Source organism: Paenibacillus pasadenensis (assembly GCF_023715725.1).
In the GTDB taxonomy this organism is placed as follows: Bacteria; Bacillota; Bacilli; order Paenibacillales; family Paenibacillaceae; genus Paenibacillus_O; species Paenibacillus_O pasadenensis_A.
Window position 1 is genome coordinate 466,703 of record NZ_JAMBOT010000003.1, and the last position, 18,840, is coordinate 485,542.

Sequence of the window (18,840 nt, forward strand, 5' to 3'; positions counted from 1 at the left end):
ACGATGGAACTACAGCAATGAAATAACGTATGCTCCACCATGACAAACCGACCGAAATCTGCCTTTGAGAAGGAAGGGAGTCCAGATGGACGTAAAGCTTATTACCACGCCGGCCGCTGCCCCTAACGCCTGGGACCAAATCGCGGTTATGGGCAAGCTCGGCGACCTTAGCGATACGCAATACCGCACCCTGCTGGCTCTGAGCGCTATGCTGGAGCTGCTCGTGGACAAGGGAATCCTCAGCCGCGAGGAGCTGGAGCAGAAGGCTGCCCAGCTGGAAGCCGGCGACGCCGAGCCGCTTAGAGCAATTTCCGCTTTATTTGATCCCATGGAGTAGGCTGATACGGATATGTATCGCGGAGCGGGTGCTCATCCTTGCGGAAGAAATGGCCCCGGTCCTCCATAACTCCGTTCACCGTCATGCGGGCCAGATCCATCATGTTATGGTTAAGGCTCAAGTGGGCCAGATAAACCCTTTTTGTGCGATCCGTCATCAGCTCGCAAAGCGCTTCCCCGGCGGCCTCGTTGGACAGATGTCCTACGTCGCTCAGGATGCGCTTTTTGATGTTCCACGGGTAGCGCCCCATGCGCAGCATGCTTGGATCATGGTTGGATTCCAGCACCAGTACGTCTGAGTCAATAATATTGCGGCGCACAATGTCGCTCATATAACCAAGGTCGGTCGCCAGGCTCAGCTTGTACCCGTCATCGGTAAACGTGTAGCCGACCGGCTCCGCCGCATCATGGGAAATCGGGTACGAGCGAATCTTCATGCTGCCGAACTCTACTTCCGCGCCCGTTTCCATAATCATTCTGCGTTCCGGCGGAATATGCGAGGTATGCCGCTCCAGCGCTCCCCAGGTCGCCTCATTGGCATATACGGGCAGCTCGTACTTGCGCGCAAGCGCATTAAGTCCTTTAATGTGGTCGGAATGCTCATGGGTAATGAACACCGCGTCGATCTCATGGGCGCTAACTCCCTGCTGGCTCATCAGCTCCTCCAGCTTCTTGAGACTGTGGCCGGCATCTACGAGCACCGTCTTTTCCCCGCTCTGTACAAGAGTAGAGTTGCCGGTTGAACCGCTGGCCAGTACGGTAAATCTGAATTCCATGACGATTGCCTTCCCTTCCATTGCCGGACCCCGCCGTATGCGATAGAGCAGCAGAATCCCTGTAAGGGTTCATTGTACCATTGTCCGACGGGCGGCTCTAGGCCTATACGGAAAATAGTCCGAATCTTTTGTGCCGCCGCAGCTCAAAAAAAATCCGCAGGGATATTCCCTGCGGGCTGCGTGATTTGCAAAATTAGATTGGAAGGGCCGTAACGCCGATCCGGTCTTGTCCAGCTTACAGGGCAAACGGAGGAAAAAAAGCGCTATCTGCCGCCAGGCGGAGAAACGGACGGCGCCTGCGGCTTATCCGTAAGCACCTCGCCGCTATTAGCCTGCAAATAAATGACGCTGCCATCCTCCAGCAAAATCCGCCATGACGGCGTCGAAACCTGCGTGTCGGAATTGAACAGCTGCCCCTCTTTATAGCCAAGCCGGATTTCTTTAATGGAAGCGTCCTCCGGCACATACTTCTCAATAATTTCCGGGCGGACCGCACGCGAGGCGGGCAGAACCGACTGCGGCCGCTGTTTGTCGTCCGCCGGCAGCAGCTCGATGCGGTCCTGGCGGTACCCGGTAATCTTTTGGTTGCTATAGAACAGCTCTACCCGGACGTTAAACATCGGACGCCCGTCAACCATCCGGTACAGCACGAACTTGCGGTCGTCAAAACCCGGCGTATCCACCTCGTACTGATCCAGCTCAGGAATGATGTCCCCAAGCGCTTTGAGCAAATCCTCCCGCTCAAAAACAATTCTGCTGTCAACCGGCGTATCCAGCGGGATAATGCCCAGCTCCTCTTCACCGGCCGGCCCGGCAGGCTGCGTTTCATTCTTCTCCGCAGCAGACGGCTTGGGGGGAATTCGGGTGCTTACATACCGGTAAGTCAAATCCTGCAGCTCCGGCGTTTCCTTAGGAATGCTGCCTGACAGCTCGATTCGCTTCGCCTTCATCGCCGCAAGCGTATCCGGCGACAGCTCAGCCAGGTTGCTGCTCGGCTGTACCCTCTCCCGAATATCGCTCCACAGCTGATAGCCGAGCAGCACGTTGAGCAGCAGAAATGCCAGGATCAAAATGCTTTTTGCTCTTCCCCAGTCCATTAGCCGCTCAACCCTCCTCGATATGGCGTAGTCCGTCTTCCGCTTCGTTGCGGGCCGTCTCAGCCGAATCGGTCTCAGCGCCGTCAGCATTGCCAGCGTCTTCTTCCGTTTTCGCGCTCAAGTTCTGGCGCGGAATGCTGGAGCCGTCAAATCCTTCCCCAAGCGCTCCGCCCAGCTCCTCCTCGGTGCCGTCCGCGAGACGGACTGCCCATACCGGCACAACATACAGCCGGCCGTCCTCGGCCATATTGGCCTTAACAGCCGGATAGAGCGATTCGATCTCCGCACGGCGGGCGTAGCCTGCCAATGCAGCCTCCAGCTCCGCGCCTCCAGGCAGCCAGCGCGGCGACTTGTGAGCCGGAGAAGAGTCCAGCTTAATCAGCGAACGCTCATACGTTGTGACGACTCCTTGCTGCACGGACAGCCGGATGAAGCCAAACCGGAAATCCGGAGTCGGAACTACGGGCAGGATGCGGTTTTCTCCAAAGCGGAAATACTGACGGAAGAGCAAGGCATGCTGCTCACCTCCGCTATCCGTTTCTGAATCTGCCGGCGAACCGTTTATGCCCTGCAGCGTCCCCGCCGTGCTTCCGCTTAAGCCGGTCAGCTGATGCTGGCCATCCCATCCGCCGTACTGATTGACGAATTGCACCGCACTGCTCATGCTGCCAAAAGGATTGCTCGGCGTCTGGCCCGCTTCGCTGAATGGCACAGCCGGATCGGTATAGCTGATCCATCGGCCGTTTTGCTCCACCTGCAGTGCGCGTTTGCCGTCCGTATACACCTGTGAACCGTCGCGGTCCTTAATCATTCTCGTTGTGCCGCGGAACAGATTCCGCTGCAGCAGATCAGGCGAATAGGCCTGATAGCCGATGCTTGCTTGAGCCGCTTCAATCGGCTGCTGCGGCACGTACAGCCCGTATGCATCCGGCTGGTACGGGGTCCAGAACTCGCCCAGGCCGACATCATCCTCAACATCCCGCACGGTCAAATCCGCCTGAGTCGCTTCATAGACAGTGCTCCCGTCTTTGCTGAAAAAGTACGTCCGCACCTCTTCGCTGCCGCTCCGGTAAATCCAGATTTTCTCGATCGTATCTTTTAAAAAAGCGTCGTCGCTGCTGTCCAGCTGCAGCATACGGGAAAGCAGCGTAACCGGCAGTCCGCTGCCGAGCCTCAGCTCCAGTCCCAGGTTCGTTTCCCGAATTTCATTCCAGCGCAGCGCCGTATGTTTCATTCGTTGAAATCCCCGGAATTCACGGCCTTTGAGCTTACTCATAATGAGGTTGTAAAAAGGCAGATCACCCGGATTAAACACCGTATGGTTGCCGTTTCCGAAATGGAGAATGAGCTGCTCAGGGAACAGCACATCCTCGATGCGGCTCTCCGGTCCCATCTGTTCGGTGTTCACATAGTTCTGCGCGGTCCGAACAGCCGTCCCCGGCGTGCTGTAGGCGAGCATATAACTTTGTACGAGGCTAAGGGCAACGAGGGAGGCCAGCGTTATCGTTTTAAGCCGTTCCTTCATGCCAGCTCTCCCTTCTCCTGCACTTGAGGCAAAATAAACGTCACTGTCGTGCCGACATCCAGCTCAGACTCCAGCGTTATCGTGCCGCCATGGGCCTTGATCATTTCCCGGGCAATCGAAAGTCCCAGGCCTGTCCCGCCCATCTCACGTGATCGGGCTTTGTCCACCCGATAGAAACGGTCGAAAATGCGGCTCAAATCGCGCTTGGGAATGCCGATGCCGGAGTCCTTAACGCTTACCGCAAGGGCTCCGCCTTCCTGCAGGCGGGCGGACAGCTCAATGCGTCCGCCCTCCAGCGTATACTTAATCGCATTGGACATCAGATTGTCCAGCACCTGATCGATCTGGTCGCGGTCAAGCACAGCCTGGCCGACACGTTTGTCCACCTGCACAACGGCGCGAATTCCTTTTTTGCGCATCTGAACCGAGAAACGGTCCGCAACCTCGTCCAGCATCTCCGCAATATCCGTCTCGCGGCGGCGCAGCGTAGACTGCTGCGAGTCCAGCCGGGACAGATGAAGCAAATCCGTAACGAGGCGGATCATCCGCTCCGTTTCATTGCGAATGACGCCGACGAAACGGCCGGACAGCTCCGGCTCGCCGAGCGCGCCGTCATCCAGCGCCTCCGCATAACTGCGGATCGTCGTCAGCGGAGTGCGCAGCTCATGGGAGACGTTGGCCACGAACTCCCGCCGCGACTGATCCAGCTTCTCCTGCTCCGTTATGTCCTGGAGCACCGCAATCGTCCCGGTTATGCCGTTGCCCCGGCGATTGATCGGGCTAAGCGTAACGCGCAGCACCCAGCGCTCCTCGCCGTCCGGCGACTCCTTCATCAGCACCGCTGCCAGGCCTCGCGTTCCGCGCAGCGCCTCCAGCCGCTCCTGCGGCAGCTCCAGCACATCGGTCAGACGGCAGCCCTCGCACTCCTCCACGCCGAGCAGCTCCAGCGCGCGCCGGTTGGAAACCATTACGGTGCCGTGTTCATCGGCAGCGATGACGCCGTCACTCATATTGGACAGCACCGATTGCAGCTTTTCGTTCTCTTCCTCGTTAACGGACAGCGCTTCGCGCAGCCGTTTGGTCATCTCGTTGAACGCCTCGCTCAGCCGTCCAATTTCGTCATCGGCAAGCACCGGAACCTGCTGATCAAACCGGCCTTCGGCAACGGCCTCGGCCTGGCGGGTCAGCCCTTTAATCGGACTCGTAATTGTATGGGCCAAAATAATGCCGAGCACCCCGGTCAATCCAAGCGCAATAAGCGTGCCGGACACAAAAATCTGATTGACGCGGCCAACCGTTGCGTTGACCTCCGTCATCTGAGCGACGATATAAACCGCGCCGATAACTCGGTTGTCGGGTGATTTAATCGGCTGGGTAATAATCTTTTTACGCACATTGTCCTCGTCAAGAATGTCCTGCTCGTTGTCTGGAATGCCCTGCAGCGCCTGGCTGACCATTTGTGACGTGTTTTTTTTGCCGATCAGGGCGCTGTACGCCTCCGATGTCGCCAGAACGCGTCCGCTCGTATCCAGCACCTGCAGCTCGGCGCCGGAGCGGCTGAACAGATTGTTCACATACTCGGACAATGAGATGGAATCTCCCTCCGGAGCATTGCCGGATGCGAGCGCTCCTTCCGCCAGCTTGTCGCTCGCCAGCACCGCAAGCGCGCGGGCCTGGTCGTTCAGGCTGTTCGTGAACGTATCCGTGAGCGAGCTTTTGACCGTGCTGACAAAATAAACGGCAATGAGCTGAATCGCGATAAGAATAAGCAGCATGTAAATCGCAATCAGCTTGACCTGGATCGTGCTGAACCAGCGCCTGCCCTTCATCAGCCGCCAAAGCCTCCCTGCTTCGGATTGCGCATGAGATAGCCCAAACCGCGCCGGGTCAAAATATATTCCGGACGGCTCGGATCATCCTCGATTTTTTCCCGCAGCCTGCGGATCGTCACATCAACCGTGCGCACATCGCCAAAGTATTCAAACCCCCACACCGCCTGCAGCAGATGCTCCCGGGTCATAACCTTCCCGCTGTTCCGGGCCAAATAATAGACCAGCTCGTACTCCCGATGGGTCAAATCGAGCGGCTGCTCGTCTTTATAGACCACATACATATCCGTATCGATAAAAAGGTTGAACAGCTTGAGCCCTTGCTTTTCCGGCTCCTCGCCGCCTTTTGCTCCGGCATCAGCCGTCAAAGCCTCTCGGTTTTTTTGCGTGCGGCGCAAATGAGCCTTCACCCGCGCCAGCAGCTCCCGCGTGCCAAACGGCTTTGTCACATAATCGTCCGCGCCCAGCTCCAGGCCAAGCACCTTGTCGATTTCCGTGTCTTTTGCCGTCAGCATAATGATTGGCGTTTGCAGCCTTGTTCTAACTTCGCGGCATACGTCCATGCCGTCCTTTACCGGCAGCATCAGATCGAGCAGAATCAGATCGGGCTCTTCCTCAAAGGCAGCCCTCACCGCTTCCCCGCCGTCAAAGGCGCAGATGACCTCGTAGCCTTCCTTCTCCAAATTGAACTTTAATATATCCGCAATCGGCCGCTCGTCGTCGACCACGAGAATTTTCCCCTGCATCTTCCGCTGTCCGCTCCTTTCGTCAAGCAGCCTCCCGTCCCGGGAGCCGCATAAGCCTGTCTAAACCTTCTTCCAGTTTAACACATCAACGGGCGCATTCGCCTGCCGCCGCATTCCCGTCCCCTTCTTCCCGCAGCACAAAAAGACCGGAAAGCCCACGGGCCTTCCGGTCATTGTGCCGGGACGATGCACATAGCAGCGCCCAAGCTAATCTATAAATATTTCAACGGATTTTGCAGCTTGCCGTTTTTGAAAATTTCAAAATGAAGATGAATGCCGGTCGAACGTCCCGTATTGCCCATGACGCCGATCTTTTCGCCTCTTCCTACTTTTTCGCCGGTTTTCACCGAGAGGCTGTTCATGTGTCCGTATAACGTTTTGAAGCCGTTTTTATGATCAATGATAACGGCTTTGCCGTAACCGTTCTTCGTACCTGCGAATTCGACGACGCCTTCGTCTGCGGCCTTGATCGAGCTGGAACCGACGAGGTCAATTCCTTTATGCATGCGGCCCCAACGGCTGCCGTACGTGCTCGTAATGCGATAGCCGGATACCGGCCAGCTGAATGTTCCGCTTCCTTTTCCAGATACGGACTCATCGGAGCCTTCGCCGCTATTCACCACTTTAGTGCCTTGTACGACAATTTTCGGAACCGATTTCTCGATGACGTCAATGCTTACAAGATCCTCGCTCATTTTGTTTCCGTTCTGCTTCACAACGGTATATGTGAGCTGTTTCCTGCCCGCCTTGCCCTGTTGAATAACTTTGGACTGGCCTTTGTTCAGCGTAGCTTTCTTCTGAATAATGACCTGCGGCTCGCTTGTAATGATCTCCGTCTGCACCTCAGTCGTAACGACGTTGATGACAGGCTTTGCAAGCGTCAGCTCCAGCACGTCTCCCGCCTTGATCAGATCGTCCTGAATCCAAGGGTTGTCCTTGTAGATTACTTCCGGGGAAATGTTGAACTTTTGCGCGATACAGCCAACGCAATCTCCCTGCTGAATCGTGTACTTGGTTTTGGCATCTTTGCCTCCGCTGAGCAGCTCCTTGAGCTGATCCTGGCCGAGCACCTTGGAAGGGTCCAGCTCCTTCTGGCTAAACTCGATTTCCTCAGCAAACTTCACGCCAGCGATCCGGTTCGACGGGGCCGTAGTTTGATTGGCTGATCCTGTCGAAAGTAGCTGGACTTTCGGAAAAGAGCTTTTCATTCGGGACGGCGGCGCGTATTTGTTCTGAATCTGCTTCAGAATGGCCTGCGCCGTCTCCTCGTTTTTGACAATGCCGACGACTTCGCCGTTTACCTTGACCTCTGTGCCCTCAGCCGACATTTTGAAGGAAGACTCCAGCTTGTCCAAGGTTGCTTGCGAATCCGCCGTTCCCTTGTACTCGCTAATCTTCTCAAACGAAATATTGCCGGTGCGAAGAGACATTTTGAGACTTGGATAGGCTTCGTTCATTTCGGCGGTCTCGGCCTGCACAAGCTTCGTTACTTCGGATGGGTCACCGATTGTGCCGACGGCTTGTCCGTTCACGAGAACCTTATAGTAATCGTGCGTGTTGCTCTTGATATATTGTTGAAATCCAATATATCCTGCACCCGCTAAAATAGCTGCGATAGCCAAGGAAATCCAGAGTATTTTAATCCCGCGCTTGCGCGGCGGCTCCGTTCCTTGGTCGAATGGTTGGGATAAGGGGTGCTTTTGCGGCTTGTAAGCAATCATTAAAGGCGTTCTCCTTCTGTCTTATGCTCGCTGGCTCTGGCGTCTTTCCCCTGCCGTTTATTACTGTCCTATCTTCCCTATTAGCCTATGAGGGCGAATTGAGAGATCATTCGGCAAAAAACGACGAATACTCCCTGCGGAAGAATTCGTTTCTTACTTTACCATAGTCCGTTTTCCAACGACAACCGCATCAAACGCCGTTTAAGATTAAACTTTTTTCAGAATCATTCAACACTATCCGATCAAACGCATTAAAATATCCAATTAACGGTATATCTTCATCTCTCTATTTAAAATGATCCTATGTTTTACAACCTTCCTTACTCGATAGAGAAATGACTCTAATTAAGCGCTTCACCGTCCCAACCCGCCGGTCACGCCAAAAATCCGTCCCTGAAAAAGCGAACGGATTAATCCAAAATTTAAATAATTTGTTTGGGTTTTTATTGAAGTTCTTCATTAATTTTATTTTCTAAAATATGTGACAGAATTGGATCAAAACCGAATCTCTCTATTACATATCCGCTCAAATTCATCAAAAGTAACACTTTGTATTTCTAAGTAATGCTTATAAAACAGGTTGCTACATGTCCCGCGGGTCTCCCTGCAGCGATATTCCGTCCTCTTCTAATCCAGGAGAAGGAGTCGGCAAAGACGTATCCGAGGAGTCTTCATCCGGCAAGGAACGATTAATTTCGCCGTTTTCCGTGGCGCCCTCATCGGAGGCTTGCGGGTCGGAATTGAACGGGCTGGCAGCTGGCTGTTCGTCCGAACCGCCGGGTAAGCCGCCTCCATCCGTTCCGGTTCCAATTCCGCCATCATTTAATCCGCCTACACTAGCGCTGCCGGGCGCTCCTGGTTGCGATTCGCTTCCGTTGAACGGTTCCGAACCGTTCTCCACAGCGCCCTCATTTTCCCCAGTTCCATTCGTTGCCGACTTGCTCTGCTGCTCCTCTGTTGAAGGCGGGCTGCTGGCCGTTGGCTCTTCTCGACTATTCTCAGCCGGTGCTGTTGCCGGCAAACTGTCCTGCGCTCCGGGCTCGGCCCCCCACAGCTGTCCCCAGACCCCTCCCATTGTTAGCGGCTGCACCTGCAGCGGAATGTGGAACTGCTTGAGCAGCACCTCCACATAGCTAGTCACAATATAACCGGTTGTCCAGATGGACAGAAAACTTACGAGCAGAGCCGCAGCAGCCATTTTCCCCAGCCAAATCGCCGCCTTTTTCATCGACACGGATAAGTCCTCCTTCCATTCCTGCTATTCTATCAACCAGTATGGTCAAGGCGGAGGGAAGACATTCAGACAAGGCGAAACGGCTAAGGCCGTCCTCGACGGACCCGTAAGTTTCATTCCGTAGAGATATACTTACTTATATCTCGAAAAAAAACCGCAGATCCCTGTTCGGGACCTGCGGCTGTAATCGATGATTCTATTCGTAAATCGGACGAACCGGATTCGTTTGCTCACGGTTACGGCCAACGGAGAAGATTGCAATTGGGATACCGGTCAGCTCGGCTACACGCTCCACATAACGGCGTGTATTCTCCGGCAGGTCATCCAGCGTTTTGGCTCCGGAAATATCCTCGGACCAACCTGGAAGCTCCTCGTACACGGCTTCGCATTCCGACACAAGCTTCAGGCTGGCCGGATAGTGCTCGATAATTTCGCCGCGCAGCTTGTAGCCGGTGCAGATTTTGACCGTTTCCAGACCGGTCATAACATCCAGGGAGTTCAGGGAAAGTCCCGTAATCCCGCTGACGCGGCGGGCATGGCGTACAACGACCGTATCGAACCAGCCAACGCGGCGCGGACGGCCAGTTACGGTGCCGTACTCATGGCCGGTTTCACGGATTTGATCGCCAATTTCATTAAACAGTTCCGTCGGGAACGGGCCGTCGCCGACACGTGTTGTGTAGGCTTTGGCAACACCGATAACCTGCTGGATTTTGGACGGGCCAACGCCGGAGCCGATGCAAACGCCGCCTGCAGTCGGGTTGGAAGACGTTACATACGGATAAGTGCCTTGGTCAATGTCCAGCATAACGCCTTGCGCGCCTTCAAACAGCACGCGTTTGCCTGCATCGATTGCATCATTCAATACAACGGACGTATCCGTCACATATTTGCGCAGACGCTCGGCGTAACCGAGGTAGTCGGCAATAATGTCGTCGGCATTCAGCTGCTCGCCGCCGTATACTTGCTGAATGAGCTCGTTTTTCTCCGCTACGAAGCGGCGAACCTTGCCTTCGAATTCCTCCGCGTCCATCAGATCGGCGATCCGGATGCCGTTGCGAGCCGCTTTGTCCATGTAACAAGGACCGATGCCCTTGCGGGTCGTGCCGATTTTATTGTCGCCCTTGCGGTCCTCTTCCAGCCCGTCAAGAACGAGATGGTACGGCATGATGACATGCGCGCGGTCGCTGATTTTCAGGTTTTCCGTGGAGAAGCCGTTCTCGTGAATATAATCGATCTCGTCAATGAGGGCAGATGGATTAATAACCATACCGTTGCCGATGACGCAGGTTTTATTATCATTAAAAATGCCGGATGGAATCATCGTCAGCTTGTATTTTTTGTTGTCGATGAGAATGGTGTGACCGGCGTTGTTACCGCCCTGATAACGTGCCACCACTTCGGCGCCGTCGGCCAAATAGTCGGTAATCTTGCCTTTTCCTTCGTCTCCCCACTGCGTGCCGACAACAACAACTGTAGACATGATCATACCTCCGCTTTAAATTGCTTGGAATTTACTGCTCTAGCGTGCGCATTCCCGCGGCCCGCCTATACATCGCTTTGTCACGTTACCTTATGCAAGCGAAGGGGCGTCATGCAACACGGTTGTTAATGTTGAATGCGATCTTACCGGGAAAGTTAGGCCCAGTAAGACAAAAAGCAGCATTCTCAGTTTATCAGCCCTGCCATACCATGTCAAATATAAAAGCGAACAATTTATATCGTTAATTAGGGATTGTTCGGAATTGAAGCTGCAATGTTAGGCTTATCTCCCCAGAAGCTATTTTCCGCGACCGTAACGAGCTGAAGTGCCTAACAATTTTACTGTTCCTTTGCAAAGAAAAAAGCCGCCAGCGGCTGGCGGCCTTGAGTCATGCCTGAAACGCGGAAGCGGGTACGTGCTTTGTTCGCTGATCGTACCCACGAGTCATCAAAACGCTGGCTCATGCGTTCGCGGATCGTACCCACGAACCGTTATGACGCCGGTTCATTCGTTCGCTGAACGAAGCGCACGAGCCTATGAGGCTGGCTCATGCGTTCTGCTGATCGTACCCACGAACCGTTATGACGCCGGTTCATGAGTACGATCCAAGCTAACAAATTTATTAAAATTCTTGAGAAAAGCCAGCTCAACGGTGCCCACAGGGCCGTTACGCTGCTTGGCGATAATAATCTCAATGATGTTTTTCTTCTCGGTTTCTTTATCGTAATAGTCATCCCGGTAAAGAAACGCGACAATGTCGGCGTCCTGCTCGATCGAGCCCGATTCACGAAGGTCGCTCATCATCGGACGTTTGTCCTGACGCTGCTCGACACCACGGCTTAGCTGCGAAAGCGCAATGACGGGAACCTCCAGCTCACGGGCAATTTGCTTGAGCGTACGGGAAATCTCGGAGACCTCCTGCTGCCGGTTCTCTCCTGCCTTGCCGCGGCCCTGGATGAGCTGCAGGTAGTCGATAAGAATCATGCCGAGATTCCGCTCTTTTTTGAGCCTGCGGCATTTGGCGCGAATGTCGGTGACGGTAATACCCGGCGTATCGTCGATGTAAATTTCCGCCTCCGACAGCGCTCCAATCGCCATCGTGAGCTTTTCCCAGTCGTCGCCCTCCAGGAAACCGGTCCGCATGCGTCCGGCATCGACATTGGATTCCGCGCACACCATACGCTGCACAAGCTGAGCGGCACTCATCTCAAGCGAGAAGATTGCAACGGTTTCGCGGGCGCGCACGCCGACATTTTGCGCGATATTCAGAGCAAAGGCCGTTTTACCGACGGAAGGACGGGCTGCAACGATAATCAGGTCGCTACGCTGAAACCCGCTCGTCATTTTGTCCAAATCGACAAAGCCTGACGGTATTCCGGTAGATCCGCCCTTGTTCGTATAGAGGAACTCGACGCGCTCAAATACTTCCATCAGCACGTCGCGGATAGAAATAAAGCCGCTGCTGGAGCGCCGGTTGGCGATCTCCATAATGCGCTGCTCAGCTTCGCTGAGCATAAGACCGACATCGTCCGCCGAGCCGTAGCCATCCGATACGATGGTGGTCGCGGTGCGGATCAAGCGGCGCAGCATTGATTTTTCTTCGACGATTTGCGCGTAATATTCCACGTTAGCCGCCGTTGGAACAACACTGGCAAGCTTGGCCAAATAACTGACTCCGCCCGCTTCATCCAGCTGGGAGCGGTCGCTCAAATAAGCGGTCAGCGTGACCAAGTCAATCGGCTGGTTGTTCTCACCAAGCTCAATCATTGCTTCAAAAATCAATTGGTGAGATGCAAGGTAAAAATCCTCGGGGCGGACTTTTTCCATTGCGGTAATCAAAGCTTCGGCTTGCAGCAGAACAGCGCCAAGCACGGCCTGCTCTGCATCCAGATTGTTAGGGGGGACCCGGTCAAACAACAAGCTGTCTTGGCTCATCCCTCCTGCGCCTCCGTTCTCATTCCTCAGCCGCCTGAACCTTAAGCTTCGCCTTCACCTGCGGATGGAGCTTTACTTCCAGATTGGTGAAGCCAAGCGCGCGAATCGGCTCCGGCAGCTCGATTTTGCGTTTATCGATTTTAATGCCTTCTTGCTTCTCCAGCGCTTCGGCAATCTGTTTGGTCGTAATGGCTCCGAACAGACGGCCGCCCTCGCCCGCTTTTGTGCGCACAACTACGGTCAGCTCCCCGAGCTTGGCAGCCAGTGCTTCCGCATCGGCCTTCTCCTGAGCTTTGCGCTTGTCCTCGGACGCCTTCTGCATCTCAAGCGTTTTGATGTTGCCCGCTTCCGCCGGCTTCACGAGCCCTTTTGGCAGCAGGAAGTTGCGCACATAACCTTCCGATACTTCCTTAATCTCGCCGCGTTTGCCTTGCCCCTTTACATCTTGCAGAAAAATAACCTTCATTATTCAAACAACCCCTCTTCCTCATGAATTTGCTGCAGCACCCGCTTCAGCTTCTCTTCCACTTCCTGTACCGATCCGTCCTGCTGGCAGGCGGCATTCGTCAAATGCCCGCCTCCGCCCATCCGCTCCATAACGACCTGAACATTCATTTGGCCCAGGGAGCGGGCGCTAATGCCGATCAGACCGTCCTGTCGTTCCCCGATGACAAAGGAAGCATAAATCCCCGTCATATTAAGCAGCGTGTCGGCCGATTGGGCGATCAACAGCTGCGAATATCGTTTGCCGGGCTCCGTGACCGCAAGCGCGATATGACCGTAGAGCACTTCCGCATGTTTGATGATGTCGGCTTTTTTGAGGTATTCCTCCAAATCTTCCTTGAGCATGCGCTGCACCATCGTCGTGTCGGCGCCGTTGCGCCGTAGATAAGAAGCCGCCTCAAAGGTGCGCGCCCCGGTCCGCATTGCAAAACTTTTGGTATCCACCGTAATGCCCGCAAGCAGAACGGTCGCTTCCCGAATATCCAGCACGAGCCGGTCATGAATGTACTGAAGCAGCTCCGTCACCAGCTCGCAGGCCGATGAAGCGTACGGCTCCATGTACACGAGCACCGTATTGGGAATGAATTCCTCCCCGCGGCGATGATGGTCCACAACGACAATCCGGTTTGTCTGGCTCAAAATGCGCGGTTCCTTCAGCAGAGAGGCTTTATGCGTGTCCACGACAACAACGAGCGTTCGTCCGTCTACCATCGCCACGCTCTGCTCCGGTGAGATGAAGCGGCGGAACAGCCGTTCATCCTCCTTGATCATCTCCATCATTTTCTGAATCGCCGGGTTGACGCCCTCCAGCACGATAAAAGCGTCCTTGCCCAAATGCTGCGCCATCTTCGCAACGCCGACCGCTGCGCCGATTGCATCCATATCGGGCATCTTATGCCCGACGATGACAACCTTTTCGCTCTCGCGGATCATATCGCGCAGCGCATGGGCGACGACGCGTGCTCTGACCCGCGTCCGTTTTTCGACGGCATTGGACTTGCCCCCGTAAAAGCTGGTGCGCTCGCCGACTTTGACGGCGGCCTGATCGCCGCCGCGGCCAAGCGCCATGTCCAAGCTAACCTGCGCCCATTGTCCAAGCTCCTGTGTGCTGCTTGCGCCAGCGGCGAAGCCGATGCTCAGCGTCATCGGTATCTTCATGTCGCCGGTCATCTCGCGCACTTCATCAAGAATAATAAACTTTGACAGCTCCAGCTGACGCAGCGTCCGCTGATCCGTTATAAGCAAGAAGCGGTCTGAATTCAGCCGCTTTAAATAGAGATTTTCACGCTGCGACCATTCCGTAATTTCCGATGTGACCCGAGAAAGCAGCGTCGTGCGCTGCTGATCGTCCATCGACTGCGTTACCTCGTCAAGGTTGTCAATAAACACGATGCCAAGCGCAGGCTTCTCTTCCTCGTACTTTTTGGAAAGCTGCCACATATCGGTAATATCTCGAACGTATAATAACTTTTCCGCCGGCTTGTAGATCAGCTCGTAAATATCGGCGCCGATGGCGATTTCCAGCTTGCCGGGGCGGTCCTTCACTTGCCCAAGCGCGGGAAAAAGCTCCAACAGCGGCAGTCCGATGACCGATTCCTGCTCCATCATGTCCGCTACAAACGGATTATGCCATTCCACCACGCGGTCTTCGTTGAACAAAATAATGCCAAAGGGCAGCTCGTCAATGACTTCGCTGCCGACCTTTTTGATCCGGTAGGACAATGTTCCAAGGTACTTCTTGAGATCGCGCCGGAAAGCCCGCTCCGCCAAATACGTATACACGCCGCAGCCCGCCGTAAGCACAAGCGCCAGAATACCGAGAAGCAGATTGTATGCCAGCAGCGCAGCGGTCAGAAGCGCCATAGAAAGCAGCCACCATAAGCTGTGCAGCCCATGCCAGCGCTTAAGAAGCATTTTAGGCATAATTCACGCCCCTGTTCAAGGTTTCTGGAACGACTTGCGAATCGGAAACGCCGCGTCCAGCACCCCGATCAGACTAAGCGGAGGGAACAGGAGCAGCAGCACTCCGATAATGACCGGCACCCCTTTAGGCCAGCGCTTCTGATGCGCCAGGAAAAAGAAGAACCCGATGGCCTGCACGGTGAAGACAAACCGAAGCAGCGGCACGAGATTAAACAGAGCCGTCGCCATAAACGAGCCGTCGTTCGCGGGCACGAACAGCTGGATGACGAGCACGATTAAATAATAGGTTACGAGTATGCGCGGCACCCGCCATTCATGCGCGGGCGGAAGTCCTTTCACCTGAACGCCTTGGGAAGCGAGCACCTTTCTCGATATATATTGGGCAACCGCCGTAAGCATGAAAGCCGAAAGCAGCAGCGCCTGCGGAATGACCTGAACCGTGGCATTCACCAGCTGATCCGTCATCTCCGACGTCCAAAGCTCGCCTGAAACCCCTTGTTCAGCAACCTGATTGGCGGCAGCCCGCAACTGGTCCTGCAGGGCACCGATAACCGACAGATCAAGCACCACGTCAAAAATAAATAGCTCTAACAGAATAATGCCTACAATACTGATCATTACGGCCGTCATCCGGGCGCGGACCGGTTTATCCGAACGGTAATAATGTCCCATTACGATAGCGGGCACAAGGAAAAACAAGCCGACGATCAGCGGCGCTGGCCCGACAATAAAATAAGCAATGAGCCACACCGGAATCAGATGCGCGGCGAACACTTTTTTGGACAGGGTGGTATAAAGCACCACATAGGGCACCATCAACAAGGTGACGGTCAGTACATTAAGCAGCGGCACTCCTATGGAGACCAGCAGCAGGAGAGCGGTGACGCTCCACATGATGGATTTCCCACCGGTTTTCAAGCCCGTTCACCTCATATCTTCATCGTTCAGTACCACTCATTATACCACAAAACCTAGTCCTACAAGCGGATTCCCCGCTCGGCCCGCCTTGCTGGAATATAGCAAAACCCCCGCAAGCCGCAGGAGCGGTGCGAGGGTTAGATTTAACAGCTAACGGCTCTCCAGACCAGCGGCAGATTCTTCCTCGCCCCGGAACAAGCCCTTTGCGCAATAATCGATAATATCGCTGCGGCGCACGATGCCGATGAACCGGTTCATGTCGTCTACAACGGGTACAAAGTTCTGCACCTTTGCCAGAGAAATCAGATCCTCCATGTTGGAGTCGATCCGCACCGGCTTTAATTGCACGCGCATCGGCACGTCAGCCAGGCTGGCCCGATGTGTCTGATCAAAGCTTAAATTGGCGTTTTTCATGTACCACAGCAGGTCGCCTTCCGTTACTGTCGCTGCATAGGCGCCGTGCTGATCGAGAATAGGCACCGCCGTATAGCGGTGATGCTCCATCTTCTCCAGTGTCTGGCGCAGCGTAGCCTCCAAAGTCAACGTAATTACTTCCGCTTTTGGAAGCAGGAAAAAAGCAATGTTCATCACGACTACTCCATTCTTTTGAGCAAAACTTATTTCGGTGCGCGCGCAGAGGATGTAGACACGGAACGGTCTTTGCTGCCGGAATCTGCAGAGCTAATGGAATCCGCCGCGTTGCCGGTATCTGCGGCATCACCGGAATTAACTGAATTAAGGGAACCGTTATCGGTATTGCTGCCGCTGCCTGTCAGCTCGGCCAGCGTTTTGTTCGGATTCATCCAGTCCTCAATCATCTGATCAATTCGGGATAAGTCCTGCTCATCCGCATAAAAGTACCAGGCTCCGCTTCGTCCTTTGCCGCCCTCGCCTTTCAGCGTGCGCGTATAAACGAGTCGATTGTCACCCTGAAGAACCGCTTTAGCCATTTCAATCATATCGTTTGGCGGGATGTCCGTAGCAAAATTCTCTCCCATAATGCCGACATAATCCGGGATTTTAGCCCAGGAGGACATGCTGGACGCCTCGTCCATGATCGCCTCGACAAAAGCCTGCTGCCGTCCCGTGCGGCTGATGTCGCCGCCCGCATCCTCGCGGTAACGGACAAAGTTCAAGGCATCCTTGCCCATATACTTGTCCTGTCCCGCTTTAACAACGAATTTTTCATGGTCTGCGTCATCGTTGACGAGATCCTTTTCAACTGGCAGCGAAATGCCGCCCATAGCGTCAATCAGATCCCGGAACCCGTTAAAGTTAACCGCTGCATAATAGTCAACCTCGTTGTCGAGCAGGTTCTCCACAGTGTCTACAGCCATTTTGGCTCCGCCGAACGCGTAAGCATGGGTAATTTTGTCCTCACGGCCTTTGCCGACAATTTCCGTATACGTATCGCGCGGAATCGACACCATCAGCATAGCGCCTTCCTTCGGACGTACAATCGTATACATCATCGTATCGGAACGTCCTCGTTCCGCATCACGGGCGTCTACGCCCAGCAGGAGGACAGAGTAAGGATCGGCTTGCGTGTATTTGACCTGCTCGGCAGTGCGTTTTTTGCTGTCTTCCGTCGGTTTGTAGGATGGCTCAAGCTTGTCTTTGACATCCTCCGCCAAAAACATGTCAAAACCCCAAAGCGCCAGCGTCGTGCGATTGTAATACCCGGCAGCACCTAGCAGCAGCAGCACGGCCAAAATAGACGCGGTCCAGGTCCAGACTCGGCGGCCGCGTGTTTTATTTCGCTTCATATAGGAATAATTCCTTTCTATAGAGCATTTTGAAACTTTAATTAGTGTAGCCTAAGTGTAGACGACTATCCTTAAAGAATAGTTACAAAACTCTTAAGAACTTAATTAATTTAAAAAAAGCGTGGCATTGCAGTACCGGCGACTGAACGCATGGAAATACGCCGCTTGAACGGAAAAAACCGCAATAAGCAGCATATTTCCCAGCATTTCCTTTTCCATTGGCTGAAGTCCGGCTAAGCGGTTCACCTTCCGGCCGGCTGCCTCCCGAACGCGCAGCTCCAGCGCTTCGCTGTTGTCTACTCCAATCAGCCCCGGACCTGAATCCAGAATTCCGTCGCCGTCCGCATCCATCTCCTCAAACAGGGCAGAATAGGCGCGATAAAATTCAAGCGGTCCGAGCAGCGGATTGCAGGAGCTGGAGCTATCTTCGGACATGCGAAAAAGACGTTCGAACAGCTTGCGGATCGATTCAAAGTCCAGGCTGGCCTTCAAGTCGTCGATAATGAACAGAAGGGCCGCTTGTTCGAGGGAGTATTTTTTGCCCGCTTTAGGCGATTCAAAAAACGGCTTAAAGTCCCTTTTCACCCAATTCTGCATGGCCGTAATGGAAAGGGAAGAAAACTCGATCCGGCCTCCGAGCGCGGCCGCTTCCTGCAGCGACACTCCCTTGATGCCTTGCCCTTTAATCAATTTTTCCAGCACCGCCGGCCAATCCGTCGAGAGGAATGCCGGCAGCGCCTTCCCTGAATTGACCTGGTCCCGATGCTCCTTCTTCCATGCGTCCTGCACGATTTGAATCGGGCTTGAACCGCTTCTTCCGTTGAGGGACAGGAGCAGATTGGCCATTTGGAACCGGGTCAGCACAAAAGATTCCATTGCCGGTTTCCTCCTTTCGAATTGGATTAAGTTCAGATGAACCTATCATAAGTGCCCCTTCCGCGCCTGTAAAGAAGGGCCAGAAGGAGAAAAAGTCCGATTGATCCGCTCTATACGGCTCTCAATGCCTTATAACGTCCTTCAGAGGCTTTCAAACAGTTGAAGTGCTGC

At 54.3% G+C, this 18,840-nt stretch carries 16 protein-coding genes; 1 reads left to right on the top strand and 15 read right to left on the bottom strand.

Annotated features, from left to right (window positions below; all coding sequences use genetic code 11):
- The first annotated feature begins 148 nt into the window (after positions 1-148).
- The gene (locus M3223_RS11140) at positions 149-337 is read left to right on the top strand and encodes a hypothetical protein (protein WP_435368010.1); all 189 of its coding nucleotides are present in this window, start codon (positions 149-151) and stop codon (positions 335-337) included.
- Here M3223_RS11140 and M3223_RS11145 read toward each other — a convergent pair.
- The 15 genes from M3223_RS11145 to M3223_RS11215 form a co-directional block, all read right to left on the bottom strand.
- Positions 300-1,112, bottom strand: a complete 813-nt coding sequence (locus M3223_RS11145; protein WP_251561363.1) for an MBL fold metallo-hydrolase — start codon at positions 1,110-1,112, stop codon at positions 300-302. The genes M3223_RS11140 and M3223_RS11145 overlap by 38 nt on opposite strands.
- Positions 1,113-1,375: 263 nt before the next feature.
- Positions 1,376-2,209 (bottom strand): two-component system regulatory protein YycI, encoded by an 834-nt coding sequence (yycI, locus tag M3223_RS11150; protein WP_251561364.1) that lies wholly within the window; start codon positions 2,207-2,209, stop codon positions 1,376-1,378.
- Between the two features lie 7 nt (positions 2,210-2,216).
- Positions 2,217-3,734, bottom strand: coding sequence for a YycH family regulatory protein (locus M3223_RS11155; protein WP_251561365.1), 1,518 nt, complete (start codon positions 3,732-3,734; stop codon positions 2,217-2,219).
- Positions 3,731-5,563 (bottom strand): cell wall metabolism sensor histidine kinase WalK, encoded by a 1,833-nt coding sequence (walK, locus tag M3223_RS11160; RefSeq protein WP_251561366.1) that lies wholly within the window; start codon positions 5,561-5,563, stop codon positions 3,731-3,733. The genes M3223_RS11155 and walK overlap by 4 nt, the downstream gene beginning before the upstream one ends.
- On the bottom strand, positions 5,563-6,309 hold the full coding sequence (gene yycF / locus M3223_RS11165; RefSeq protein ID WP_251561367.1) for a response regulator YycF: 747 nt from the start codon (positions 6,307-6,309) through the stop codon (positions 5,563-5,565). Before yycF ends, walK begins: the two co-directional genes overlap by 1 nt.
- Positions 6,310-6,521: 212 nt before the next feature.
- Complete coding sequence (locus M3223_RS11170; protein WP_251561368.1) at positions 6,522-8,030, bottom strand: M23 family metallopeptidase; 1,509 nt, start codon at positions 8,028-8,030, stop codon at positions 6,522-6,524.
- A gap of 583 nt (positions 8,031-8,613) precedes the next feature.
- Positions 8,614-9,264, bottom strand: a complete 651-nt coding sequence (locus M3223_RS11175; RefSeq protein ID WP_251561369.1) for a hypothetical protein — start codon at positions 9,262-9,264, stop codon at positions 8,614-8,616.
- A gap of 196 nt (positions 9,265-9,460) precedes the next feature.
- Positions 9,461-10,747, bottom strand: a complete 1,287-nt coding sequence (locus M3223_RS11180) for an adenylosuccinate synthase (protein WP_251561370.1) — start codon at positions 10,745-10,747, stop codon at positions 9,461-9,463.
- A gap of 579 nt (positions 10,748-11,326) precedes the next feature.
- The gene (gene dnaB / locus M3223_RS11185) at positions 11,327-12,682 is read right to left on the bottom strand and encodes a replicative DNA helicase (protein WP_251561371.1); all 1,356 of its coding nucleotides are present in this window, start codon (positions 12,680-12,682) and stop codon (positions 11,327-11,329) included.
- Positions 12,683-12,701: 19 nt separating this feature from the next.
- Positions 12,702-13,148, bottom strand: a complete 447-nt coding sequence (gene rplI, locus M3223_RS11190) for a 50S ribosomal protein L9 (protein WP_251561372.1) — start codon at positions 13,146-13,148, stop codon at positions 12,702-12,704.
- Positions 13,148-15,109, bottom strand: coding sequence for a DHH family phosphoesterase (locus tag M3223_RS11195; RefSeq protein WP_251561373.1), 1,962 nt, complete (start codon positions 15,107-15,109; stop codon positions 13,148-13,150). Before M3223_RS11195 ends, rplI begins: the two co-directional genes overlap by 1 nt.
- 15 nt (positions 15,110-15,124) lie before the next feature.
- Positions 15,125-16,027 (bottom strand): DUF2232 domain-containing protein, encoded by a 903-nt coding sequence (locus tag M3223_RS11200; RefSeq protein ID WP_251561374.1) that lies wholly within the window; start codon positions 16,025-16,027, stop codon positions 15,125-15,127.
- A 150-nt stretch (positions 16,028-16,177) separates the two neighbouring features.
- Entirely contained in the window at positions 16,178-16,615 is a 438-nt protein-coding gene (locus M3223_RS11205; RefSeq protein ID WP_251561375.1) for a CBS domain-containing protein, read from the bottom strand.
- A 29-nt stretch (positions 16,616-16,644) separates the two neighbouring features.
- Entirely contained in the window at positions 16,645-17,793 is a 1,149-nt protein-coding gene (locus tag M3223_RS11210) for an LCP family protein (protein WP_251561376.1), read from the bottom strand.
- Between the two features lie 105 nt (positions 17,794-17,898).
- Positions 17,899-18,669: a DUF1836 domain-containing protein gene (locus tag M3223_RS11215; protein WP_251561377.1), complete on the bottom strand. Its 771-nt coding sequence runs from the start codon at positions 18,667-18,669 to the stop codon at positions 17,899-17,901.
- Positions 18,670-18,840: the final 171 nt, after the last annotated feature.